Origin of the sequence: Clostridium estertheticum (assembly GCF_026650985.1) — a bacterium.
GTDB lineage: Bacteria > Bacillota > Clostridia > Clostridiales > Clostridiaceae > Clostridium_AD > Clostridium_AD estertheticum_C.
This window is the reverse complement of record NZ_CP086239.1, coordinates 2,154,316-2,178,675: the sequence shown is the minus strand read 5'-3', so window position 1 is coordinate 2,178,675 and position 24,360 is coordinate 2,154,316. Positions and strand designations below refer to the sequence as shown.

Genomic DNA, 24,360 nt, shown 5'->3' with positions numbered 1-24,360 from the left:
AATAAAATTAATTATTACTTAGCAAGTAATTTATTTGTTATCCAAGTTATAGCGGCATTATTTACATCTTCACCTTGACTTCCATGAGGTGCTTTAGAGTTAGACATAAAAATATTTTCAACTCCAGCCTTGATAAGAGCATCTTTAAGTCTTAAACTTTGCTGAATTGGTACTAAACTATCATGTCCGCCATGTGCTATAAACATTGGTGGATCGTCTGAAGTTACATTATTTATAGGGCTAGCAAGTTCAGCTAACTTTACTTTATCCCAATAAGGGGAATTAGTTTCATTTTTATCTCTAATGTCTCTAAGAACACCTACACCTTGTCCTTCTTTACTAAATCCAAGTAATATAGATTCATTTGATTTTGGAGAATCATGTGTTTCTACTGCCTCTTTGTGAGGTTGGAGAGATAGGTCCATCTCATTTGCCATTGTCAACAAATCTGTTGGACCATAAAAATCAACACAAGCCATTACTTTACTTGAATAATCAAGATTACCTCCAACTTTGCCCTCAAGTTCTTTTATACCACCAGTAGTAGCAAGCTCGGTAGCTAAATGTCCACCGGCAGAATTTCCACATACTGCTATTTTATCTGGATCAATACCATATTCTTTAGCATGAGCACGTATGTATCTAATAGCGCCTTTAATATCATAGCTTTGTGCTGGAAAGGCAGCTTCTGAATTTAAACGGTAATCTATAGATACAAAAGTAATCCCGCTATTTAAAACTCTTTTAAAAACTTTATATGCTGAATCGCCAGCTATTTGATCAGTGGCTTTACCTGTTGGTTTTGCTGCAGGTTTAGTTTTTGCAGGGGAAGTAGTTGAAGGATTTTTAGGAGCATCATCAACTTGATAGTCACCCATAGCCCATCCACCTCCGTGTATATACACAAGAACAGGAGTGGCTTTAGTTGCACCTTGTGGTTTAAAAATGTTCATTTTTAAATCTCTTTTAGCTCCATTATCATTAGTTACATTAGCAAAAACTACATCTTTATATGTTGCTGCCATGCTAGTTTGATCTGTAGTTGCGGTAGCAGTTGGTACTGATGTTTTAGCTTTTTTTGAACATCCAACTAAAGGTAATGCAAAGGTTGATATTAATAAAAGTGATATGGTTATAATTTTAATTTTTCTATTCATAATTTCCCTCCTCATGATTATATGTGATTACAAAAAAATAATTATTTTTAATTTAAGCATAACGTTGAAACTTATTTTTTTTTATTTTGAAATTCTATTAAATTATCAAGAGTTCTTTTTAAGAAACTTTCATATAATGCTACTTCATCATCACTAAAGCCATTATAAAAAATATCTCCAGCTTCATCTATAATTTTTTTATTTAAAGCCACTAGGTTATCATCTCTATTTATTACCTTAACTAGGGTTTTACGCTTATCAGATTCACATGGTATAAGAGTAATATGGCCAGCTTTTTCTAGTTTGGCTAATGTACTGCTTAAGGTTGACTTTTGAAGATGAGTAATTCTAGAGACTTCTTTTATAGATATTTCATCTTTTCTCCAAAGTAAGAATAAGAGACGTGCTTGTGCTGCTGTTAAAGTATCGATATCTGATTCTCTATGCTTTCTTGATAGAATTCTATTTAATGATGTATCAATTGATGCTGATAATAAAATAGTAGCTCCTTTTATAATATTCATTTTAACCTCCGGATTCAAAAAAGTTTTATATAGTACTATTTTTAGATTATAGTACTATATAAAACCTTTTGCAACTATTTTTTTAAATAAAATTATGAATTGTCTTACCCTGGGATATCTCATGGGGATGCAGAGATGAATTTCAAAGAATTATTCTAAATTTGCAATCCATGGTAAAAATTCTAAATTAGATAGTGCTGGTCACTTAAACATTCCTGAAGGTACTATATGTACACCAGATAGAGTATATTTATAATAGTTAAGAATGACCAATAGAATCAAAGTGAATGTAACTCAATTGGTATTGTTCTAAATTCAGAATATCAATACTCGATTAATAAAGTAAACCCATATCAATTTAGATATGGGTTTACTTGTGTCGGCATAATTTACTAGTTCACCATAAAATATATATTTATAACATATAGAAACGCTTTGATTATAGAGCTGGTATATCTTTGGCGTTTACATCAAATTTAATACAATTACGATTATATCCTGCTTTAGTAACGATATTAAAGATAGCTGCCTCATTATTAATATCTTTTCTAGAACTTAATCTAATTTCTATTATTTGCTTAATGAACTTATTAATGTATCTAAATCAGAACTTAATTTTTGTAATATTGGTGTTTTGCTTGTTTGTAGTGAAGCTATATTATTAAGGTCGCTTACTAAAGCTGCATAATTTTTGTTGGTTACATCAGTTTTAGCAATTTTTTTATCAGCAACTAATTTTACATCAATACCTTTTAATGCAGTTTTGTCAGCTTTTATAAGAGCTCGTTGAGCTTTTAAAGCGTCTTTTTTAGCTTTTAAAGTTTTGTTAGGCTTATCTTGTGCTATTAAAGTTTTAACTTGAACAAGCTTCCCTTTTATAGCAGTTTTAATTGTCTGATTAGTTTCATTGTTAGTCTTAATCGTTTGTTTTTCTAATTTTATTTGACTTGCATAAGGGGCTTTAGCAGAATCCTTTTGAGTTGTAGTTGTTGCTGCCTTAGTATCTGATTTAGTTGTTAATGTTTGAGCACTTACACCAAGTGGTATTAACATTGAGAGCGCTAATGCGCCTAATATGTGTTTTTTTATCATAATATTTATTCCTCCAATATTTAATATATTTGGTTATAAGATTAATTATATACTCAAAATATGGTATAACAGTTAAATGATTATGTGGAATTGTGTGAATCATACACATATTATACGTGATTAGTATTTAAAAGGTTTTATTTGGTATACTTGTAGAAGGTAATTGATTAAAAGGAGATGTTTATAAAGCTATGAGTTATAAAATATATCTGGTAGAGGACGAAGAAAACTTAAACGATATATTGAAATCTTACCTTCAAAATGAGGGCTTACAGGTTACCACTTTTCTGAATGGACAATCCGCAAGAAATGCCATAGATAACAACGTCGACTTATGGGTGTTAGATATTACGCTTCCTGATATAGATGGATTTCAGCTACTAAAAGAAATAAAGGAAAAAAATAAAGATGTTCCTGTTATATTTATATCCGCAAGAGATCAAGATATCGATAGAATTATTGGCCTTGAAATGGGCAGTGATGATTATCTCGCAAAGCCATTCATGCCAAGAGAACTTGTTATAAGAGTACAAAAATTGTTAAATCGAGTTTATAACAGCGATAAGGTTAAGCAAGTCATAATTATTGAAGGTTATACTATTGATATAGAGAGAAGATTAGTAAAGTTTAATGATGAAGTAGTATCTATGACCTCAGGGGAATTCGATCTGTTACTACTTTTAATAAATAAGAAGGGTGGAGCAGTCACAAGGGAGCAGATAATTAACGACCTATGGGGAGATAACTATTTTGGAAGTGACAGAGTAGTTGATGATTTGGTCAGGAGACTTAGAAAAAAAATCCCTAAATTAAAGGTAGAGACCATCTATGGACATGGATACAGGCTATCCTGTTAGAAAGGACTTGTTATGAAGAAATTAAAAAATCGTCCCCTGGCTACACAAATATGGATTATATTCACATTAGTAATTATAATTGTGTTTGTTTTATTATCAGTATATTTTTCTTTAACAATAAGATCGTTCTTTACCAATGAGATATATAAAACTATTGAAACGGCTCAAGAAAGCTTAATCCAAAAGAGTACAGGTAGATATGACCTTAATGAAGAGGAGAATATTGCTACAGTCAGTAATGACATCCGTGCTGTAAAACACATGAAATTAAATTATAATAACTCTGAAGCAAATATAGTGAAAATACAAAAAATTATACCAGATAATATTGAAGCAGAGTCTTTCCTTAAGAAATTAAAAAAACAAGTGAAAAGTCAAACTAATACCACTCAAAGATATGTTCAAAGCACAAGTTCTGGCAGAATACTATATGTAATGAGGGCAACCGGGATCAATAAAAAAGGGAATTTCGAAATATCCTATATGTGGGATACTTACAGAAATTCTTTGTATACGAGTTTAATAGGTAGGCTATTCTCTGTAATGATTATTGCATTAATCATATGTCTTATAGGCGCAAAATATATGGCTCAAAAGCTGGTGCTACCTCTAAGGGAATTGCAAGGCAAGGTAAAAAAAATAGGTATAAGACAGTGGCATGAAAGTATTGATATAGACAGAAATGATGAAATTGGAGAACTCTCGAAATCCATTGAGGATATGAGAAAAGAACTCGTTAAGCAGGATGAATATGAACAGATGATGCTACAGAAGACATCCCACGAGTTAAAGACACCTTTAATGGTAATAAGGAGCTATGCGCATGCCGTAGAAGACGGAATTTACCCAAAGGGAGATCTGAAAAGTACCATGAAAGTTATTGATTCTGAAACACAAAAAATGCAAAAGAGGGTAAACGGTCTACTTTATTTAACCAAAATCAAGTATATGTCCAAGTATAAGAATGAATTTAAGAAAATAAATATCAAGGATTTAGCCGAAGGAATTATTGAAAGTTTTGCTTATAACAAGAAAGGGATTAAATTTGAGATTGAGATTGAAAATATTAAAGTAACTGGTGATGAAGAGCAATGGACTGTGGTTTTTGAAAATATAATAGAAAATGGATTAAGGTATGCAAAAAACCTAATTAGGATAAATATATATGAAGACGATAAACAGCAGTACATTTCTATATATAATGATGGTGAAAAAATTCCTGATGATAGGCTTGAGAATATATTTTGGGCTTTTAACAAGGGCAATGAAGGTAACTTTGGTTTGGGTCTGGATATTGTAAAAAGAATAGTGGGCATGTACAATGGCAGTATAAAAGCTCAGAATGAAGATAGTGGTGTGTCCTTTATAGTGATTATTACGAAATAAAGACATGAGAATATTATTATTTATACCCTATTTAAATAACGTTTTATTGTCTAACTTAATTTTGTTCAAACGATAATTTTATGAAGTAAAGAAAAATATAGATGGTCATCGTTCTTCTTATCTTAGGGTAAGAAGATTTTTTGTTTATTTGCTCAATATAAACTACTCTAAATTTGCATTATATGATAAAATCAGTACAAAACATGCAAATTATGAGTAATTTAATTGTCCAATTAAGAGAAAAGGAGGACGCTATGCCATATTTAGTATTATTTGTTGATGATGACAAATCCATATTAAAATCTATAAGAAGAGAGCTTATGGACACAGATTTTGATTCGTTTTTTGTTGAGAGTGGTGAAGAAGCTCTAGATTTCCTTAAGGATAACAAGGTTGATATAATAGTTTCAGACATGATGATGCCCAATATGGATGGAACTGAGCTCTTAAAAAATGTGAAAAGATTGTACCCTCATATTGTAAAAGTTGTATTAAGTGGGTATGCGGATCAAAAAATGATTTTTAAACTAATAAATTCAAATCTTGCAAAAGCATTTATTAATAAACCATGGAAAGAAAATGAACTCGAAGATACTATACACGATATTATAAAAATAAATGATAAATTGAATAATGCTAATCTAAAGGAAATAATAAACTCATCAAATAAATTACCCGATTTAACCTCAGTGTATAACAAAATAAGTAATTTGATAGAAGATGAAACTTCTGAAGTTGATGATATTATAAAATTAATTAATACTGATCAGGTTATAGCTTCTAAAATTCTTAGGGTAGTGAATTCTGCTTTTTATGGAGTGAAAACTGGTTCAATAAAAGCGGCAGTACTTAACCTGGGGTTAGTAAATTTAAAATCAATAATAATAACCTCACAAGTTTTTGACCTAAAAGATGGTTTTTATGAAAATTTGTTGTGGAAACATTCAAGTTTAACTAATATCCTAACGATAAAGTTGTATGAACACATATATAAAAATAGAATACCAGATATCTATGCTACAGCTGGGTTATTACACGATATAGGAAAGGTAGTTTTATTAAAAATATTTGATAGACAATACAATAAGGTGATATCAATGAAAGAGGATAACTCTGAAATTATTTTATCCGCAATTGAAAAAAGTACATTTGATTTTAATCATGAAGAAATAGGGTCTATTCTTTTGAATTATTGGGAATTACCTGCATCTATAGTTGAAGTGGCGTTGAATCATCATACCCCTGAAGAAAGCTCAAAGCAATTTAAAGAGATAGTATGTCTAGTTCACTTGGCTGATTATTATTCTTGGAAATATTTAAATACTAAATTCGTTACTCAAGTGAAAGAAGAGGCTTTTGATTATTTAGGGGTAACTGAAAGTGATATAAATGATTTTTTTAAAAATAAAACATTTGAGGTGTAGAAAATGAATAAAACAAAAGTACTGTTTGTAGATGATGAACTGCATATATTAAACTCAATAAAGAGAAGTATAATTGATGAAGAAATTGAACCGTTACTCGCCATGAGTGGAGAAATAGCTCTTAAGTATTTTGAAGAAAACGCTATTAGTGTAATAGTTACTGATATGAAAATGCCTAACATGAGTGGGCTTGAGCTATTGAAAAGAGTTAAAGAAATATCACCTAATACTATAAGGATAGTATTATCAGGGTATACACAGCTTCCTCAAATTCTTGCAACTGTTAATAGCGTTGGTGTTTTTAGATATGTAACCAAACCGTGGGATGATGATGCAGAATTACTTCCTGCGTTACGTGATGCAATAAGTTACTATAATATTATAACAGAGAGTAAAGTATTAAAGGATAAATTAGAGATGAAAAATAAACTGTATGAGAAAAGCTTGGAACTAAACAAGAATTTAGTAAATCAAATGTCCCAGACCGTAAGCAATATTAAAAATGTAAGCAAATTCATTATGAAGGTAGAAAGTACCTATTTAGAAGAGTTAAAGGAGAACTATAATGAAATAGAAAAGATTACCTATTATAATAAGTTAATAGGAGATTTATATATTAATTATTTAAATAAATCACTAGTAGACAAGGAGAGATTTAATCTCAAAAGATTTAAAGTAGATTTAAATATGCTTGTATTGGCAAATGCATTAATAAATGTGGATAATGAAGACTTTACTTATATCTTAGATTATAAATTGATAAAATTCATAGTTATAGAAAGTATTAATTTTTTAATAAATTCCTTTAAATTAGACAATCTTGTAATTTCCATAAAGAGCAGTCCCAAATTTGCGATAATAATAACACATACAAGTTTTGATTTTTATAATAATTATATTGAAAATGTAGGTATGAAGTTATTTTATTCAATTATTGAAAAAATGTTATTAACCATTAATGGAGAAGTAAATTTTTATCCAGAAGCATGTAACATAATGAGTATAGGCTTTGCCAACAAAGATTAAATTATTAAGAAAGGATGACTAAAATGAAACTAGAGCAAATAAAATGGAAAACACCTGATGATTTTCAAATTTATAAAAAGAATGATGAATTTAAAGTGGCGCATCTTGTAATGATTTTTGGATCCAGAGAATTAATTAGTAATGATAATTTTATTGATAGCATAAAGCAAAGATATCCATTAGCTTATTTAATTGGATGTAGTACTTCGGGGGAAATATATGATACGGAGGTTGTTGACGACACCCTCATTTCCACAGCAATATCTTTTGAATCAACTTCTATTGAATGCGCTACAGAAATGTTAAATAATGTAGAGGATAGTTATGAGGTAGGATGTAGGCTTGCAAAAAAATTGAAGAAAGAGAAGCTAACTCATGTTTTTGTAATATCAGAAGGGTTGAATATAAATGGTAGTGAATTTATTAAAGGGATGAAGGCGATGCTTCCAAGTGATATATCCATAACCGGAGGGCTTGCGGGTGATGGTATATTATTTGAAAAAACTAAGGTTATAGCAAATTGCTATGCAAAAGAGAATATGATATCAGTGATTGGATTTTATGGGGATAATATTAGAATAGGTTATGGCTCAATGGGTGGATGGGATTCTTTTGGACCAGAAAGGCTGATAACTAAGTCCAAAAACAATATCCTGTATGAAATGGATGGGAAATCAGCACTGGAATTGTACAAGACTTATTTAGGTGATTATGCGAAGGACCTCCCAGCCTCTGCATTGTTATTTCCACTCAGTATCCGGTCTAAGGATAGTAATGAGGGAGTAGTTCGTAGTACATTTGGAGCTAAATATGAGGATAATGGTCTGATGTTTGTAGGTGATGTACCTCAAGGCTACTATGCTAAGCTTATGAAGGCTAATTTCGACAGGCTAGTAAATGGAGCTATGGAAGCTGCTGAGCTAAGTAGGCATTCTATGGAGGATTCACCACAACTTGCAATTTTAATTAGTTGTGTTGGCAGGAAAATGGTGCTTAAGCAAAGAATCGAAGAAGAAATAGAAGTTGTAAGGGATATTTTAGGTGAAGATTGTATGTTTACGGGTTTTTATTCTTATGGTGAGATATCACCCTATACCCAAATTTTTCACAAAGATGGGGAAAATGTGTATAAATTGGGTAAAGGTTGCGAATTTCATAATCAAACCATGACAATTACTACAATAACGGAGGTATAGCAATGGTTGAACTTCATAAGCTACTTAAGAGGCAATTTAAAAAACATTTAGGACTAACTGAAATACCAGATAATTTAAAGGATTTTATAACTGCAATTGATGAGGCCTACAAACAAAATGATGACGACAAATTAATGGTGGAGCGCTCATTAGAATTGAGTTCAAAAGAGCTGTCTGAAATGATAGCTGAACTTAGGAGAACTCAAGTGGAATTACTCCAAAGGGAAAAAATGGCTAGCATAGGTCAACTTGCAGCGGGAATAGCACATGAAATAAATAACCCTTTAGGATATATTAATAGCAATATTAATACACTAAATAAGTATATTAACAAATATTTGATGGCTTTATCCCTTTATAAGGAAATGACTAATATTCCGATTTATAACCCTACAGAGGAATATGCCAATATGATTACTAAAATTAATTCATTTGAAAAACAAAATAAATTTGAATATATCAATAAAGATATTAAAGAACTAATGGATGAGTCTACTGAGGGATTACATCGCATTGTGAAAATTGTACAGGGGCTTAAGGATTTTTCAAGAATTGATTTTGCACAAGATTTTGTTGACTATGAGCTAAATCAAGGAGTTGAAAGCACTTTGTTAATTGCTAATAACAGTATAAAATATACTGTGAAATTGGTATTACAGCTGTCAGATTTACCAGTTATCAAAGCCTTAGGTGGTGAAATTAATCAAGTTATATTAAACATCATAATTAATGCGGTGCATGCAATAAATAGTACAGGTAAGCATGGTACTATAAGAATTGCCACTTATGAAAATGATGATTCCGTAGTTCTTGAGGTAGAAGATAGTGGCATCGGTATACCTGAGGAAAGTTTATTGAAAATATTTGATCCTTTTTATACTACAAAGAAAGTAGGCGAGGGTACAGGCCTAGGGTTAAGTATTGCCTATGATATTATAGTTAATAAACACAAAGGAAAAATTGATGTAAGAAGTGAAATAGGTAAAGGTACTACTTTTATTTTACAGATACCAAAGGTGAGAGACTAAGATAAGTATTTGAAAAAAATCCGAAAAGATGCATTTGCTCTTTGTGATTATAATATTGTATATGAAGTTAGATTAACTGGATCAATAGATAAGGGTTGGCTCGTTCCCTAATAGTAGCACATGGTTATCCGTGTTATGTGTACTACTCGTGTAGCATAAGACCATAGTTAAATGATACATTGAAAAAGACAGATAATAGCCTCTATAAACTAATGCACTATTAAGAAAACCATTGATGATGGTGAGAGCGATGTTATAATTCAAAAAATAAAAGGTCAAACAAATAAAGCTAAAGAAATAATTAGTAGAATAAGAAAGCAATGTAACCTAAAATTTTTAATGTTTTAATTTTAAGTTACCTACAAAAAAACAAGTGAAACAGATAAGAATCTCATCGGATCTGTTTCACTTGTTTTCCTATAAGTATTTTTTTATATCATCAACTTTTTCTAAATCAAGAATATCTATTTGCTATGAATACGAGCCTCTGATTCTTTACTCCATTTTACACCATAAATTTTTTCAAAGAAGGTTGGTCTATATAATATACGTTCTAAAAAGAAATAAGGAATGTAATATGAAATAACATATATTATAAAACCAATCCCTTCAATAGAAAAACCTATACTTTCTATTATTTCTCCACCAAAGAAAAACCAAATCATGTATACAATTACACCAATGATTCTCCATTTTTTTAATTCTTTCTTATCAATTATGATATATTCATCAAAATTACTCATCTTTTGTACCCCCTCTTTAATTAAATATTATTTAAAATAAATTAAACAATAATATAAGTAGTATAGTAAATTTACAGACAAAAATCAATTTTTTATCACAGAATATAGAATTGGGTAAGAAGATTTTTTTGTTTTGAAACAAATTTGAGGGAGTGATTATTAATGAAATATTTATATGATTATACATTAAATTCTATATAAGAACGTAAATATATATTATATTTACAAAGATTAAAGAACACGCAATAGCACCAATGCGAAGGTAACTCAATTGAGCTACCTTCACTTTGAGGTTATTGCTCATTTAAAAAGAATTTTAATTATACTTAATTTATGGAAATTATGGTATAATTATATATATATATTATTAGTCGGGATTGTAAAATATGGCAAAGTAAATATTATAAATAATGTGAAAAGGAGTATTTGAATGAGAAATGAAAATGAATTATTGAAAACTTATATTCCAATTGTAATTTTTGGATTTCTATGCTTGACAAGTGTAGGTTTGACCAATGTTGTTGGCTTAAAATTAACTATTCTTTTTTCAATATTGTATTTATTTATTGAAAGCAAAAGGAACAAAAGGAAAATGGAAGACATCGGTTTTATTCCAAAAAATATTTTATCTGATATAAAAAAATATTGGTGGTTAATTTTGATTCCTGTTGTTTCGGGTATTGTATCAATTAGTTTGTTTAAATTTGTCCTACCAGAGGTCTACTTATATGCTTCAGACACAAAACCGATGTTATCATTTGGTAACTTGTTTTTACAGATACCTAAATTATTGATTTTAGCATTTGTTGAGGAAATAGCATTTAGAGGGTTTTTCCAGGCTAAGCTTTGCAATACTACAAAACCAATTTGGGCTATCATCATTACTTCATTATTTTTTGCCATAGGAAATTTTTCGGCTGTCCCTATTTTAGGTCTTATTTATATCTCGTTTTTTATTTTTATAGATAATATTATTTATGGTGTGATTTATCAAAAAACTAAAAATATTTACTCATGCACTATTTCACATTTTTTAGCAAATGTCATTGGGACATTTATTCTTTTACTTATTTAATCAAACATAATGAGTATGAGAAAACTCCGTAGTAAGGTGAAATATAAGACATAATACTCCTATATTTCGTCTCAAGTACCCCCATATCTAATGATATGGGGGTACTTGATATGTAGCAAATAGAATAGCTTAGTAATATTGTATATATTGTTCAATTATATTTTTGAAAGGAAGCAATGTAATGAATAAAAAATTAATAGCATTTTCATTAGTATTTTTAAGTATTCTTATGGCAGGGTGTGGAAGTAAGCAAGTTGTGCAACCAGTCTCTACTACTAAAATGGCACAAACTGCTACAAAACCACAAACTAACCCACAACAATCTAAATCAAAAGGTACTAGTACTACAGTACCTTCTGTTGCCAAAAACACTATACCGACCCAAAGTACATCAACAAAGAAAAGTACACCAGTAAGCACAGCTGTAAAACCTAGCAAAGTTGATACTATAAATTATGCTGATATTTCTGCAAAAACTAAAGCTTACATTGTAAGCGGTCAAGGAAGTAAAACTGAAGCACAAAAAATTATATGGGATACAACATTATTAAATAGGGTTAATATGGAAAGTATGTATAAGCAGTATTTGTCTGACAAAGGTATTAAAGGGAATATACCTGCTTTTGCTAGATATATAACTTTAAATGCACCAATTCAGAGTGACTGGAAAGCTGTATTTGAAAAAGCTGTGTACAATCAATATGGAAATAAGATTGTTAGCTATAAGTATGTAGGAGGTGATGAATACCAAGCATACATTATGAATAACGGAAAATTGTTTGCTTATGTTGGAGTAAATTCAAGAACAGGAAGATACCATGGTTAATAAAGAGGTAATCGAAATTTGTGGTTGAAAGCATAAAAAGAGTTCACATGTCGTCTATGTGAACTCTTTCAATTTAATCATCATTTTCTGAAAATGGTTCGATAGCATTATCTTCCTGTATTTCGACTTTTTTTGTCACCAAACTTCTCCTGCATGTATTTTGCACTAACCTGGAGACTCTTAATTGGATCTTTATCTACCCAATTTTTATGAGTTTCTAATATAACCCCTTCTACTCCGTTTTTTATAGCAATTGCTGAGAGTGTATCCAGATCCATATTTCCATGTCCTAATTCAGTAGCATTTTCTTCTAGTATTGGTGTCATATAAGGACCTGATTTGGTACAACCGCGGTCATTTATGTGCCATAGTTTCATTCGGCTACCAAGTTTTTTCATTAAAGCTGGAACATTAGCACCGCCATCGGTCATCCAGTAACTATCAAACTCGAAATTGACATATGCAGGATCTGTTTCCTCAATTAAAACGTCGTAAGCTGTTTTTTCAGAGGTTACCTTTTGCAGTTCACAATTATGATTATGATACAAAAGACGTATTCCTTCTTTCGAAAGAGCTTTTCCAGCCTGATTCAGATGTTTGGAAAGTTTTTCCACGTCATCTAAACTATTATAATCAAATTTGTACATACCAGTAATAACTACAGTATTTGTCCCAAAATTTTTCGCTTCATCGGCTATCGCTTTTGGATCATTCTCAATGCTCCCCAGATCACTGTGTAAACTTATGACCTTTAGTCCACTTTCTTTAATTAGCTTTGGCCAATCAAGCTTGCCACCATTGCCAATAGGCATTCCTGAGAACTTTGTCATTAGTTTTACAAGCATAGAAGACTTGTGAATCATAAAATCATTTAATTCGATAGATTCATAACCTGCGTTTTTGATATCAAGTAATGTCTGTAAAGCATTATCATAATTACTACACATTGTTCCTATCATAATCTGTTGAACTGCAGTCGTAATATGTTCAGAATTATTCTTATCATTGCTTCTTACAACATCGTTTTGTTTTGCGTTTTGCTCCGTTTTGTGTGATTTCACAATTTTATTAATTCGGACATTTTCTTTGATTTCATAACCAGCAATAAGTATTATCACGAACATAATGCACACAATGATTACTGCTAATATTTTTTTCGTATTTTTTTTCATTTTCACATCTCCTTTTCATTGATTTATTTCATTACTACGTTATAATAATATCAACATCTGTTTATTTTGCAACCGACAGATGTTTTGAAAATGTCGAATACAATGGAGGATCTATGTTAGAAAAAAATAATGTCAACCAGAGGGTTATGTTAACAAAACGCTTGATTCGTGAGGCTTTATTAAAAATGTTAAAGACACGTAATATTAATAAAATATCCATACGGGAATTATGCCAAGTTGCAGGAATTAATCGTACTACATTCTATAATCACTATGGAAGTCAATATGATGTATTAAATGAAATTGCTGAGACGTACATACAAAACACTTCATTTACCGTTATAAATGATATTGCAGCAGGCAAAAATATCGATGAATGTCTGACTCGGGTTCTACAATACATGAAAGACAATCTTGAATTTGCAAAACTTGTATTAGATTTAGATAATTATGACCTAATCACCCACATCACAATCTCACTACCGCAGTTTGATCATATGGTGATTAAACACTTACCAGAAAACCTGGATTTGGAGGAAAAGAAGGCGATTGCTTCATATGTTCAGTATGGAGCAGTAAGACTTATTAAAGAATGGATTCTCTCAGATTGCTTGAAGTCACCGGAAGAAGAAGCAAAATTAATTTTATATATTGCTGGAAGATCAATTGGTAATTGATAATCGCACATATGCTTTTTTATTTATTCGATATGATAAAATGAAATATTTCAATTTAATATTCTAAATTCTAGAATCTACTAATATAGAATTTGTTTAAATAAACTGTTGTCAAAATTTAGATTAGAATAGTATAAAATCTTATAAGAATTTAATAAGAATTTAATAAGATTTTAATTAAGTAAATAATATTAATTGCTAATAACTGACTGAAATCACTGAAGTGTAGGAAGTTAAATTTAAGTTGAATTTAAGTTAAAAATGCTATGAAATCTAATTAAATTTAAAAAGTTTTATTCCACCTCAGTGTGAAAGGGGTGTCTTTAAATCAACAAGTTATAAAATGTAGATAGTGCCATATTAGTAAATGATTTGGTATAGCGTATATTTGATTGAAAATATTAGTTGTTGCTTAATTATATAAGGGAGGCATTAGTGAAGTATGAAGGATAAAGGTGATATTGTTACTAAAGATATAATAACTAGTGATTCCATTCAATTTAAAGGGGCCACGCTAGATTATGATTAAGTCATCACGAATTAATATACTTTTTTATTATATTGACCCATACTTCATAAGCCTTGTCATTAAGATGAATACCATCAACACTGTATCTTGTTGGTAATTGATTATCTTCTATAAGATAAGAATTAATATCAATATAATAAATTTTATATTTGTCAGCTAAATTCTTAATTTCCTGATTCAAAATAAGTATGTCTTTATTGTTAATTTTCATTAATTTACTGTTCATGGGCAACACACTTTGTATGTAGATCTGTGTATTTGGAATTTTATTTTTTAATGTTTTTATAATCATTTCGTAATTATTAATTGTCGTAGATTTTTTTACATTTTTAGTTAAATCATTAGCACCTACCATCAAAAATATTTTCTTAGGATTTAAAATAATAATCTTATCTAACCGGTTTATAACATCGGTTGTTGTATTTCCTCCTATTCCTTTATTAACGGCTTTTATATTAGGAAAACGATGCATCCACTTACCTCTTGAGGTTAAGCTATCTCCTAAGAAAATTATATATTCATTTTTAGGTTTCAAAGCATTAAACATTTTTTCTTGTTGTTTATATTGAGAATTATAGATATGGTCATTACTAACTGGATTTGTTGAATTTATCAATCTAAATTTAACATATGAAATAATTACAACAGATAAACAACAGATAAACAAATATATCACAATTTTAGATTTGTTTTTCATTAATAATCTCCTTAAGCATTTTAGTGTAAATCCATTTATATAATTCTATATTAATGATACCGATTGTAGCTATAATTTCTATTTTATTAAGCATTTGTTTTTATAGAGGGTTGATAAAAATAAAAATTGGTAAATATATATTTAATAAGCCCAATCTATATAAAAAATCTTTATTTAAATAAACACAATTCTATATTGTATGGGCTTGATTGGTTGGAAATAAAAAAGCCCCTGGTTCCCAGAGGTTCTTATTACTCAACTTTTCTAAGGTTTTTAGATATTTCTATAATTCTACTATCATTATATGACATTTTCATAATTATACTATTCACATCTATTTGTAACCTATCAATTTTATCATCAATAATCGTTATATGTTCAGAATTACCTTTATATCCATCCAAAAGAGCATCACTGGTAGGGATAAGTTTTCCGTCTATCCTTACACCTAATTTTTTTACGTCATTCTCAATGGCATCAAGCCTTTTGGTGTTTTCTTTAACCTCAGTTTTTATATCTTTAAACCCTTCTTGCATTTCTGAATACATTTTGGTCATAAATTCAAATATTTTATTTTCATCCATTTTATCACCTCATATCTTTATTATAGCATGCTAAATTGCAATTGAATATCTTTTATTTATTTGTAACCATATTGAAATTGTATTAGATTTTAAGGCAATCTAATGAGTGAAAGTACAGTTACTTTTCTATTCAAATCTTGAACAATTTTTGATTAATATTAAGTCATACATATTTGAATATGAAGGGGATGGATCATTCTACGGGTAAAATGTTAGATAATTAGATGTATCATATGAGTTATAAATAGCAGGAAAAGCATATAACATAATTTTTATTATGTTGTATGCTTTTTAATATTTGTAAACAATAACTTCAAATTTAATACAACGTTGTTATATAAATATATGAAATGTTTTTATGTTAAATATTCTAGATAATAATTATTTGTCTGTAGACTTGCTTTTGGGTTTATTTTTTAAAACATTTAAAATCCATTCATCAAAACTGTTTCCTTTATCACCCTCATATACATCATATGGTTCAGGATAAAGTTGCTTAAATTTCTCTTTAAACTTAGTTATTTCAAAACTTTCGTTTATTTCATTATCTACATTGTAAAGTTTTTTGTTTATGTCTTTAATTAAATGAGCCTTGGGTTTACCGAGTTTCAAACGTTTACCATTCTTAGTTATGCCTAAGGATTGAGTTGCCCGTAGAGCTTCCTCTTTAACTTTAAATACTAAATCGTGCATTGCTAATCTTGTTAATACATCTCGCGATTTTTGACATTTCCAATTTTTCAACTCATTTACTGCTTCAAGTCTTTTTCTCCAATTAGTTTTATCATCTGCCATTCTAACTAATTCATTAATATTATTAGGAGTTTCTTTCTTAATTTCGATTACTGACACCTAATACACCGCCTATTTTATTTATTTTCTATAATATATATTAAAAAGCATAATAAAATATAACTTTTTAACTCAAATAAGTTAAATCTAAATAATCATAATGGCGAACGTTTCCAGACTTTTTTATACAATAACTCCCCTTACGGCCAGGCAAGAGTTTGCTTTACACTCATGAAAAACATGCCTCACGGTGCCGTATATGATGAAAGCCGTGCTACATGGGCATTCATGAAGCGCTTTAGCCGTCCTAAGGGCTCAAAAAAAGTTGTTAATGTCGAGTTTAAATAAGGTGGATTTAAGGTTTTATAATACTAAGACTGATATCTTTAAGATTTTTTTATCAATAAATAGTACAAAAGCAACGCTATAATCACAGTAACCAGACCGCCAGTGCCCCTAGCAAGCCAAACGTTTATCTCTGTCTTTTCCAATATATTGTCTACGAACGAACCAACTCCTACTGATATTATTACAAAAACAATCTTTTTTATCATGCTCTCCCCCCTTTTATATGATAATTAGATTATAGATACTTCTCTTCTTTATAATTTAATTTATTATATAGATTTTTAATCTTATCTATATCATTATTATTAATAATATACCACAAGTTGTCAATTTCAACTCTTCCACCAGAAAAACATATTGAATGTTTTTCTTTACCGTCTGTTTTAATCAATATAACCCAACCTTTATAATCATTTTGTTTTATATGTTCTTTTTTTATTGAATTTATGAGATTTATTACTTTTTTAATATCTTCTTTTTTAGTTATTGTTTTTTCCTTCGGTGGGCTTGGCAATGTTACTATTTTTAAGTTATCAACATCATTTATATTAATTATTCCTTTAGTATTATCTACTGAAACTGATTTAGTGTTTGCACAACCAGAAAATATTAGAATAGATGTTAATAAAATTAATATTAATCTTTTCATAAATAAACTATTCCCCCTCAATTTTTTTACAACGTCACAGTACATTACGAGTACGAAATAAAATAGTTGCTTAATTATCCTGATTTATAAGGAAAATATAGCATCAGGCTTTAAATGCTTACTCTTTGGATGGAAATAATTAATATATAGCCAATAGAATAGCTTAGTGATATTGTATATATTGTTCAATTCTATTTTTGAAAGGAAGGGATATGGAGTTTACCCTATAATAGGTTATTTTATATCTATAACTTGGTTCGCAAAATCCAAAATTAATTAGCTTCTATTTTTTTGTCTTTGATGTTAATATTACTTATATAGAAAGTAGTCATGAAAAAAATCACCTCAGGTGATGATTTAATTATAATACCTTTATAGATGAATGGAGGAAGTATTTTGCAGAATGGTTTGTTGCATTTATATAATATTATTAATGTGGATAATTTTCAAAAAATTCAGGATAATATAGCGGAGGTAACAGAGATTGCTATGGTTACGGTTGATTATAAAGGCAAGAGGGTTACTACACATAGTAAGTGTAGCGAATTTTGTAAATTTATAAGATCACGTTTAGACTTAAGTGAGCTTTGTGAAAAATGTGATTCTAGAGGTGGACTCGAGGCTGCTAGATTACAAGAACCATATATATATATATGTCATGTAGGTATTTTAGATTTTGCAATCCCTATTATAGTAGATGGACAATACTTTGGAGCTGTAATGGCAGGACAAGTTATTGTTAAAGATAAACAAAAGGAAGATTTAGAACAAATAGTTAATAATAAGTGTTTTAAGATGGAATTAGAAAAAGAAACTGAGCTAAAAATTTTATATGACAAGTTACCTATTATGACTTTGGACAGGGTTAAATCCGTTGCTAATATGATTTTGCATATTAGTAATTATATTGTAGAAGAAGCCTTATTAAAAATAAATTCAAATAAACTTAATGATAAAATTCTAACGGTAGATTCCTTTAAGGTTGCAAATCTAGAATTAAAAGATACTAACAAAGAGGAAACAGTGGAAGAAGATACAAAGGAAAATGTTAAACAAAAGAATAATGTTAATTCAAATGTTAGTAAAAATGGAAACGTTGTAATACGTGAGAATAAATGTAATGCTATTTTAAAGCCAGCATTAGACTATATACAAGTGAGTTATAGTTGCGCAATTAGCATTGATGAAATGGCATCCATGTGTAACGTTAGTCCTAGCTATTTTAGTAAGCTTTTTAAAAAGAATATTGGTGATAATTTCTCGAATTATATAAATAAAGTGAGGATTAAAAAAGCTAAAGAATTGCTTGAGGCCTCTGATATTCCAATAATCAATTTGGCTTTGGATTTAGGTTTTGAGGATTGTGGTTATTTTATAAAAGTATTTAAAAGAATTGAGGGGGTAACCCCAGCAGTTTATAGAAATGAATATAATATAGGGAAATAGCACTTAGGTAAAACTAGTGCTATTTTTTTATATTTAAACACAAAGTGCAAGAAATTACTGTGTGAATTTACATTAAGTAAGCAAGGTTTTTCTACAAGAATGCGATTTACTTCAATGAAATTTCAATTAGACAGGCTTATACTTTAGGTAGATAGTTAGTAAGTTAAATTAATAACAAATGGATTGATAATGAGCAAATGCTAATATCGCCTTAAAAATATATTAAGGTAACAATTCAATAAAATATAATGTTTAAGAAAATCAAGGAGGAATAATTAATGAGAATGTATGATTATTTAGCACCAGCGGTTAACTTTATGGGAGCAGGAGCTGTAAAAGTAGTAGGCGAAAGAGCTGAAATTTTAGGTGGAAAGAAAGCGTTAATAGTAACTGATAAATTTCTTAAAAGTCTTCCGGGCGGAGCAGTAGAACAAGTTGAAGCTTCATTAAAGGATAAAGGAATTAGCTTTGTATACTATGATAATGTTGAGCCGAATCCTAAAGATAGAAACGCGATTGAAGGTGCAAAAATATTCAAAGATGAAAAATGTGACATGATAATTACGGTTGGTGGTGGAAGCTCACATGACTGTGGTAAAGGTATCGGGATACTAGCAACCCATCCAGGAGAACTGTTTGACTATGCAGGCATAGAGACTCTTGCAAGTCCTCTTCCGCCAATTATTGCTGTTAATACCACAGCTGGAACAGGTAGTGAAGTTACTCGTCACTGTGTTATAACAAACACTAAAACTAATATTAAATTTGTTATAGTTAGTTGGAGAAACTTACCATCAGTTTCAATTAATGATCCATTAACAATGGTTGGAATGCCTGCAGGACTTACAGCTGCAACCGGCATGGATGCGTTGACTCATGCTATAGAAGCATATGTTTCAAAGGATGCTAATCCTGTTACAGATGCATCAGCTATCCAAGCTATTAAATTGATATCAAACAATTTAAGACAAGCTTATGCACTAGGTGAGAACTTAGTAGCTAGAGAAAATATGTGTTATGCTTCACTTCTTGCTGGTATGGCATTTAATAATGCTAACTTAGGTTATGTACATGCAATGGCTCATCAATTAGGTGGACTTTATGATATGCCTCATGGAGTTGCTAATGCTATATTACTTCCCTTCGTTGAGAAATGGAACGTTATTTCAAATCCACAGAAATTTGCTGATATAGCAGAATTCATGGGTGAAAACATACAAGGACTTTCAGTATTGGATGCAGCGCAGAAATCTATTGATGCTATGTTTAGACTTGCAAAGGATGTTGGAATTCCAGCTAACTTAAGATCACAAGGAGCTAAAGAAGAAGACATCGAATATATGGCTGACTGGGCATTAAAAGATGGTAATGCCTTTAGTAATCCAAGAAAAGGAAATAAAAGAGATATTGCAGAATTATTTAAATCAGCATTTTAATCTTGCAGCTTCGCAGAAGATAATTAATAGAAATTAATAATGTAAGTTAAAACAGTAATAATATGTCCTCGATGCAATTGTTGAGGATATATTATAAATTTCGAATATCTTTGATAGTTATAAATTTAACAAATGTTTAATTTAAGAATATAGAATAAAATATGGATTTTAATGAATAACACACCAATTAATAATATATTTTAAGAGAGGAAGTTTTAATATGTATGTTTTGCAAGATGGATTTAGTAAACCAACAAAGAGGGTAGAGGCATTAAAGGAACAAATACTATCAGCGGTTCCTTGTATTGAAGTGGATAGAGCGTTATTAATAACAGAATCATTTAAAGAAACAGAAGGAAAATCTATAGTAGTGCGTAGGGCTAAAGCACTTGAAAAGATATTAAACGAAATTCCTATTATTATAAGAGAGGAAGAGCTAATAGTTGGAAGTTTGACCAAGGAGGCAAGATCAGCTCAAATTTTTCCTGAATTCTCAAATAAGTGGATTAAAGATGAATTTGAAACCATAGGAAAGAGAAAAGGTGATTCATTCCAAATTACTGAAAAGGCAAAAAAACAACTTACAGAAGTATTTGATTATTGGGAAGGCAAAACTACTAATGAACTTGCTACTTCATATATGTATCCAGAAACTATTGAGGCAATGAATGAAAATGTATTTACAGTTGCAAACTATTATCTTAATGGAGTAGGACATGTATCTGTAGATTATGCCAAGGTTTTGGCTAAAGGATATAAGGGGATCATTGAGGAAGTTAATTGTGCAATTAAGAATGCTGATAAAGAAAATCCACAGTATATTAAGCAAAAACTATTTTGGGAATCTATCATAGGTTCTTGCAAAGCAGTGATAAATTATGCACATAGATATGCAAAGCTTGCCAGAGAAATGGCTTCAAAAGAATCTAATGCTGTTCGCGCTAAAGAATTATTACAAATAGCTAAAAACTGTGAAACAGTACCTGAAAATGGTGCAACTAATTTTTATGAAGCTTGTCAATCGTTTTGGTTTGTGCATGCAGTTATAAACATAGAATCAAATGGACATTCTATATCTCCAACAAGATTTGATCAATATATGTATCCATATTATGAAATAGAATTAAATTCAGGAAAGTTTGACATAGATAAAATTCAAGAACTTATTGATTGTGTATGGGTTAAATTAAATGACATTAACAAAGTTCGTGATGAAGTATCAACAAGAGCATTTGGTGGATACCCAATGTTTCAAAACCTATGTGTAGGTGGACAAACTAGAGAAGGCAAAGATTCTACAAATGATCTATCATATATGTGCATAGATGCTACAGCTCATGTAAGATTAGCAGCACCATCGTTTTCGGTAAGAATATGGAACAAAAGTCCAGATGAATTCTTATTAAGATGTTGTGAGTTAAGCAGATTAGGCCTTGGTATGCCAGCATTTTATAATGATGAAGTTATCATTACAGCATTAGTTAATAATGGGCTAACAATTGAAGATGCTAGAGAATATGGAATTATTGGTTGCGTTGAACCTCAAAAACCAGGAAAAACAGAAGGATGGCATGATTCAGGTTTCTTTAATCTAGCAAGACTATTAGAAGTCACTATAAATAATGGTATGAGTAATGGAAAACAAATAGGACCTAAGACTGGAGAATTTACAAAGTTCAAATCTATTGAAGAAGTTGTTGAAGCTTACTCAAAACAAATGGAATACTTTGTTTATCAATTATCAGTGGCAGACAATTCTATTGATCTTGCTCATGCAGAAAGAGCACCATTACCATTCCTATCTTGTATGGTTGATGATTGTATAACAATTGGAAAATCACTTCAAGAAGGTGGAGCACATTATAACTTTACAGGGCCACAAGGTGTTGGTGTTGCAAATGTAGGAGATTCTTTTGCAGCCATTAAAAAGCTTGTATTTGATACTAAAAAGGTAACTTTAAAAGACTTGAAAGAAGCTCTAGATACTAACTTTGGTGAAGAAGATCCAACTTTAAAGGAAAATTTTGAGGATTTAAGACAAATGTTAATTCATAGAGCACCTAAGTTTGGTAATGATATTGACGAAGTTGATGAACTAGCAAGGCAAGGAGCATATATTTACTGCAAAGAAGTTGCAAAACATAAAAATCCAAGAGGTGGCAATTTCCATGCAGGATTATACCCGGCAGCAATTAACATCCTATTTGGTGATCTTATTGGAGCAACTCCAGACGGTAGAAAAGCACATGAAGCATTAGCTGATGGTGTATCTCCAGTTAGAGGCGCTGATAGTAATGGACCAACTGCTGCTATAAATTCAGTAGCAAAATTAGATCATTTTATTGCATCTAATGGCACTTTGTTAAATCAAAAGTTTCATCCAGGTTCAATTCAGGGAAGTGGTGGGCTTAGAAATTTAGCGTCACTTGTTAGGAGCTTTTTTGATCAAAAAGGTATGCATGTACAATTCAATATAATCGATAAGGAAACTCTTGTTGAAGCACAAAAGGACCCAAGTAAATATAGAGATTTAGTAGTACGTGTTGCCGGTTATAGTGCTCAATTTATAACATTAGATAAAGCAATTCAAGATGATATTATAAAGAGAACTGAACAAACTTTCTAAAAAGGAGGAAAAGCAAATGCTTACAAAAGGAATTAACTATGAGCAAAAAGGCATAATTTTTAATATGCAACGCTTTTCTATACATGATGGACCTGGAATTAGGACAATAGTGTTTTTAAAAGGATGTCCTTTAAAATGTGATTGGTGTAGTAATCCCGAATCACAAGATCCAGTAGTTGAAATTATGTTTAATGAAAAAAATTGTACTGGGTGTAAAAAATGTGAAAGAAATTGCCCAGAAGGTGCAATTAATATGCTAAGGACTGGAAGAATAGATAGAGCGAAATGTACTAGTTGTGGAGTTTGCGCTGAAAATTGTTATCCAGGAGGTCTTGTAAAATCAGGAGAAGAAACTACTGTTGAGAAGGTAATGACTGAACTAAAAAAAGAAACTATCCAGTTCAGACGCTCCGGAGGTGGAGTTACATTATCTGGAGGAGAATTACTTATGCAACCAGAATTTGCAATTGAACTTTTAAAAGCTTGCAAGGCATTGGGATGGCATACTGCAATAGAAACTACAGGCTATGCTAGTGAAGATACAATAGACAAGTTAATTCCTTTGGTTGATTTAGTACTTTTAGATATAAAACACTTAGATGATGAAAAACATAAAAAGTATGTTCATGTAAGTAATGAGGTTATAGTTAAAAATGCTAAAAAAATATCTACCATAGGCACAGAGCTTATTATAAGAGTACCTGTTATTCCAAAATTTAATTGCGATAAAAATAGTATATCTGATATAGCTAAGTTTGCAAAAAGTTTAAATGGAGTACAGCGCTTAGATTTATTACCATACCACAAGCTTGGTGCAAATAAGTATGAGAACTTAGGGCTAGATTATACAATGGGACAGGAAATTAAAACACCAGATGAGGATACTATGAATAATTTCAAAAAAATAGTAGAGGAATATGGATTAGAATGTACTATTGGAGGCTAAAGAAGAATAAAGAAATTTGATTACATTAGTTACTTTTTTCATGTTTTCTACCGAAGAATAACACTTGTTCAACGTCTTAAGCTTAGACTACTTGCAAGTGTTATTCTTCTATAATGTGTTTTAT

At 30.2% G+C, this 24,360-nt stretch carries 23 protein-coding genes; 13 read left to right on the top strand and 10 right to left on the bottom strand.

The window, feature by feature from the left end:
- Window positions 1-14: 14 nt before the first annotated feature.
- The 3 genes from LL038_RS10540 to LL038_RS10530 form a co-directional block, all read right to left on the bottom strand.
- Complete coding sequence (locus tag LL038_RS10540; RefSeq protein ID WP_216125394.1) at window positions 15-1,157, bottom strand: alpha/beta hydrolase; 1,143 nt, start codon at window positions 1,155-1,157, stop codon at window positions 15-17.
- 71 nt (window positions 1,158-1,228) lie between these two features.
- Complete coding sequence (locus LL038_RS10535; protein ID WP_216125395.1) at window positions 1,229-1,681, bottom strand: MarR family winged helix-turn-helix transcriptional regulator; 453 nt, start codon at window positions 1,679-1,681, stop codon at window positions 1,229-1,231.
- A gap of 570 nt (window positions 1,682-2,251) precedes the next feature.
- On the bottom strand, window positions 2,252-2,773 hold the full coding sequence (locus tag LL038_RS10530) for a hypothetical protein (RefSeq protein ID WP_216125396.1): 522 nt from the start codon (window positions 2,771-2,773) through the stop codon (window positions 2,252-2,254).
- Window positions 2,774-2,964: 191 nt separating this feature from the next.
- Here LL038_RS10530 and LL038_RS10525 point away from each other — a divergent pair, with 191 nt between their 5' ends.
- The 6 genes from LL038_RS10525 (at window position 2,965) to LL038_RS10500 (ending at window position 9,690) form a co-directional block, all read left to right on the top strand.
- A complete protein-coding gene (locus LL038_RS10525) occupies window positions 2,965-3,630 on the top strand; it encodes a response regulator transcription factor (protein ID WP_216125397.1) in 666 nt (221 codons plus the stop codon).
- 12 nt (window positions 3,631-3,642) lie between these two features.
- Window positions 3,643-5,016 carry a HAMP domain-containing sensor histidine kinase gene (locus tag LL038_RS10520; RefSeq protein ID WP_216125399.1) on the top strand — a complete coding sequence of 458 codons (1,374 nt, stop codon included), beginning with the start codon at window positions 3,643-3,645 and terminating at the stop codon, window positions 5,014-5,016.
- A gap of 254 nt (window positions 5,017-5,270) precedes the next feature.
- Window positions 5,271-6,440 carry an HDOD domain-containing protein gene (locus LL038_RS10515; protein ID WP_216125401.1) on the top strand — a complete coding sequence of 390 codons (1,170 nt, stop codon included), beginning with the start codon at window positions 5,271-5,273 and terminating at the stop codon, window positions 6,438-6,440.
- A 3-nt stretch (window positions 6,441-6,443) separates the two neighbouring features.
- A complete protein-coding gene (locus tag LL038_RS10510; protein WP_216125402.1) occupies window positions 6,444-7,466 on the top strand; it encodes a response regulator in 1,023 nt (340 codons plus the stop codon).
- 23 nt (window positions 7,467-7,489) lie between these two features.
- A complete protein-coding gene (locus LL038_RS10505; protein WP_216125403.1) occupies window positions 7,490-8,662 on the top strand; it encodes an FIST signal transduction protein in 1,173 nt (390 codons plus the stop codon).
- A gap of 2 nt (window positions 8,663-8,664) precedes the next feature.
- Window positions 8,665-9,690, top strand: a complete 1,026-nt coding sequence (locus LL038_RS10500; protein ID WP_216125404.1) for a sensor histidine kinase — start codon at window positions 8,665-8,667, stop codon at window positions 9,688-9,690.
- A gap of 464 nt (window positions 9,691-10,154) precedes the next feature.
- Here the strand turns inward: LL038_RS10500 and LL038_RS10495 are convergent, their stop codons facing one another.
- Window positions 10,155-10,433 (bottom strand): hypothetical protein, encoded by a 279-nt coding sequence (locus LL038_RS10495; protein ID WP_216125405.1) that lies wholly within the window; start codon window positions 10,431-10,433, stop codon window positions 10,155-10,157.
- A gap of 430 nt (window positions 10,434-10,863) precedes the next feature.
- Between LL038_RS10495 and LL038_RS10490 the strand changes: the two genes are divergently transcribed.
- Together LL038_RS10490 and LL038_RS10485 are read left to right on the top strand one after the other, a co-directional pair.
- The gene (locus LL038_RS10490) at window positions 10,864-11,508 is read left to right on the top strand and encodes a CPBP family intramembrane glutamic endopeptidase (protein WP_216125406.1); all 645 of its coding nucleotides are present in this window, start codon (window positions 10,864-10,866) and stop codon (window positions 11,506-11,508) included.
- Between the two features lie 181 nt (window positions 11,509-11,689).
- Entirely contained in the window at window positions 11,690-12,334 is a 645-nt protein-coding gene (locus LL038_RS10485) for a hypothetical protein (protein ID WP_216125407.1), read from the top strand.
- A gap of 107 nt (window positions 12,335-12,441) precedes the next feature.
- Here LL038_RS10485 and LL038_RS10480 read toward each other — a convergent pair whose 3' ends face one another.
- Window positions 12,442-13,506, bottom strand: coding sequence for a sugar phosphate isomerase/epimerase family protein (locus tag LL038_RS10480; protein WP_309245098.1), 1,065 nt, complete (start codon window positions 13,504-13,506; stop codon window positions 12,442-12,444).
- 113 nt (window positions 13,507-13,619) lie between these two features.
- Between LL038_RS10480 and LL038_RS10475 the strand changes: the two genes are divergently transcribed.
- Window positions 13,620-14,183: a TetR/AcrR family transcriptional regulator gene (locus LL038_RS10475; RefSeq protein ID WP_216125408.1), complete on the top strand. Its 564-nt coding sequence runs from the start codon at window positions 13,620-13,622 to the stop codon at window positions 14,181-14,183.
- A 533-nt stretch (window positions 14,184-14,716) separates the two neighbouring features.
- Here the strand turns inward: LL038_RS10475 and LL038_RS10470 are convergent.
- The 5 genes from LL038_RS10470 to LL038_RS10450 all read right to left on the bottom strand — a co-directional run bounded on the left by LL038_RS10470 (window position 14,717) and on the right by LL038_RS10450 (window position 17,782).
- Window positions 14,717-15,409, bottom strand: coding sequence for a GDSL-type esterase/lipase family protein (locus tag LL038_RS10470; protein ID WP_216125409.1), 693 nt, complete (start codon window positions 15,407-15,409; stop codon window positions 14,717-14,719).
- Window positions 15,410-15,660: 251 nt separating this feature from the next.
- Window positions 15,661-15,993, bottom strand: coding sequence for a hypothetical protein (locus LL038_RS10465; protein ID WP_216125410.1), 333 nt, complete (start codon window positions 15,991-15,993; stop codon window positions 15,661-15,663).
- A gap of 381 nt (window positions 15,994-16,374) precedes the next feature.
- Complete coding sequence (locus LL038_RS10460) at window positions 16,375-16,845, bottom strand: HEAT repeat domain-containing protein (protein ID WP_216125411.1); 471 nt, start codon at window positions 16,843-16,845, stop codon at window positions 16,375-16,377.
- A 326-nt stretch (window positions 16,846-17,171) separates the two neighbouring features.
- Window positions 17,172-17,339 carry a hypothetical protein gene (locus LL038_RS10455; RefSeq protein ID WP_216125412.1) on the bottom strand — a complete coding sequence of 56 codons (168 nt, stop codon included), beginning with the start codon at window positions 17,337-17,339 and terminating at the stop codon, window positions 17,172-17,174.
- A 29-nt stretch (window positions 17,340-17,368) separates the two neighbouring features.
- On the bottom strand, window positions 17,369-17,782 hold the full coding sequence (locus LL038_RS10450; protein ID WP_216125414.1) for a hypothetical protein: 414 nt from the start codon (window positions 17,780-17,782) through the stop codon (window positions 17,369-17,371).
- A 396-nt stretch (window positions 17,783-18,178) separates the two neighbouring features.
- On the opposite strand from LL038_RS10450, the gene LL038_RS10445 reads away from it, so the two are divergent.
- The 4 genes from LL038_RS10445 to LL038_RS10430 all read left to right on the top strand — a co-directional run bounded on the left by LL038_RS10445 (window position 18,179) and on the right by LL038_RS10430 (window position 24,236).
- Entirely contained in the window at window positions 18,179-19,228 is a 1,050-nt protein-coding gene (locus tag LL038_RS10445) for a PocR ligand-binding domain-containing protein (protein WP_216125416.1), read from the top strand.
- Window positions 19,229-19,506: 278 nt separating this feature from the next.
- A complete protein-coding gene (locus tag LL038_RS10440) occupies window positions 19,507-20,664 on the top strand; it encodes an iron-containing alcohol dehydrogenase (RefSeq protein ID WP_216125418.1) in 1,158 nt (385 codons plus the stop codon).
- Window positions 20,665-20,884: 220 nt separating this feature from the next.
- Window positions 20,885-23,290: a glycyl radical protein gene (locus LL038_RS10435; protein ID WP_216125420.1), complete on the top strand. Its 2,406-nt coding sequence runs from the start codon at window positions 20,885-20,887 to the stop codon at window positions 23,288-23,290.
- 16 nt (window positions 23,291-23,306) lie between these two features.
- Window positions 23,307-24,236: a glycyl-radical enzyme activating protein gene (locus LL038_RS10430; protein WP_216125422.1), complete on the top strand. Its 930-nt coding sequence runs from the start codon at window positions 23,307-23,309 to the stop codon at window positions 24,234-24,236.
- The last annotated feature ends 124 nt before the right edge of the window (window positions 24,237-24,360 follow it).

Coding starts and splice junctions, on each gene's coding strand:
- LL038_RS10540 (WP_216125394.1), bottom strand. CDS start 1,157: ATGAATAGAAAAATTAAAATTATAACCATATCACTTTTATTAATATCA.
- LL038_RS10535 (WP_216125395.1), bottom strand. CDS start 1,681: ATGAATATTATAAAAGGAGCTACTATTTTATTATCAGCATCAATTGAT.
- LL038_RS10530 (WP_216125396.1), bottom strand. CDS start 2,773: ATGATAAAAAAACACATATTAGGCGCATTAGCGCTCTCAATGTTAATA.
- LL038_RS10525 (WP_216125397.1), top strand. CDS start 2,965: ATGAGTTATAAAATATATCTGGTAGAGGACGAAGAAAACTTAAACGAT.
- LL038_RS10520 (WP_216125399.1), top strand. CDS start 3,643: ATGAAGAAATTAAAAAATCGTCCCCTGGCTACACAAATATGGATTATA.
- LL038_RS10515 (WP_216125401.1), top strand. CDS start 5,271: ATGCCATATTTAGTATTATTTGTTGATGATGACAAATCCATATTAAAA.
- LL038_RS10510 (WP_216125402.1), top strand. CDS start 6,444: ATGAATAAAACAAAAGTACTGTTTGTAGATGATGAACTGCATATATTA.
- LL038_RS10505 (WP_216125403.1), top strand. CDS start 7,490: ATGAAACTAGAGCAAATAAAATGGAAAACACCTGATGATTTTCAAATT.
- LL038_RS10500 (WP_216125404.1), top strand. CDS start 8,665: ATGGTTGAACTTCATAAGCTACTTAAGAGGCAATTTAAAAAACATTTA.
- LL038_RS10495 (WP_216125405.1), bottom strand. CDS start 10,433: ATGAGTAATTTTGATGAATATATCATAATTGATAAGAAAGAATTAAAA.
- LL038_RS10490 (WP_216125406.1), top strand. CDS start 10,864: ATGAGAAATGAAAATGAATTATTGAAAACTTATATTCCAATTGTAATT.
- LL038_RS10485 (WP_216125407.1), top strand. CDS start 11,690: ATGAATAAAAAATTAATAGCATTTTCATTAGTATTTTTAAGTATTCTT.
- LL038_RS10480 (WP_309245098.1), bottom strand. CDS start 13,506: ATGAAAAAAAATACGAAAAAAATATTAGCAGTAATCATTGTGTGCATT.
- LL038_RS10475 (WP_216125408.1), top strand. CDS start 13,620: ATGTTAGAAAAAAATAATGTCAACCAGAGGGTTATGTTAACAAAACGC.
- LL038_RS10470 (WP_216125409.1), bottom strand. CDS start 15,409: ATGAAAAACAAATCTAAAATTGTGATATATTTGTTTATCTGTTGTTTA.
- LL038_RS10465 (WP_216125410.1), bottom strand. CDS start 15,993: ATGGATGAAAATAAAATATTTGAATTTATGACCAAAATGTATTCAGAA.
- LL038_RS10455 (WP_216125412.1), bottom strand. CDS start 17,339: ATGATAAAAAAGATTGTTTTTGTAATAATATCAGTAGGAGTTGGTTCG.
- LL038_RS10450 (WP_216125414.1), bottom strand. CDS start 17,782: ATGAAAAGATTAATATTAATTTTATTAACATCTATTCTAATATTTTCT.
- LL038_RS10440 (WP_216125418.1), top strand. CDS start 19,507: ATGAGAATGTATGATTATTTAGCACCAGCGGTTAACTTTATGGGAGCA.
- LL038_RS10435 (WP_216125420.1), top strand. CDS start 20,885: ATGTATGTTTTGCAAGATGGATTTAGTAAACCAACAAAGAGGGTAGAG.
- LL038_RS10430 (WP_216125422.1), top strand. CDS start 23,307: ATGCTTACAAAAGGAATTAACTATGAGCAAAAAGGCATAATTTTTAAT.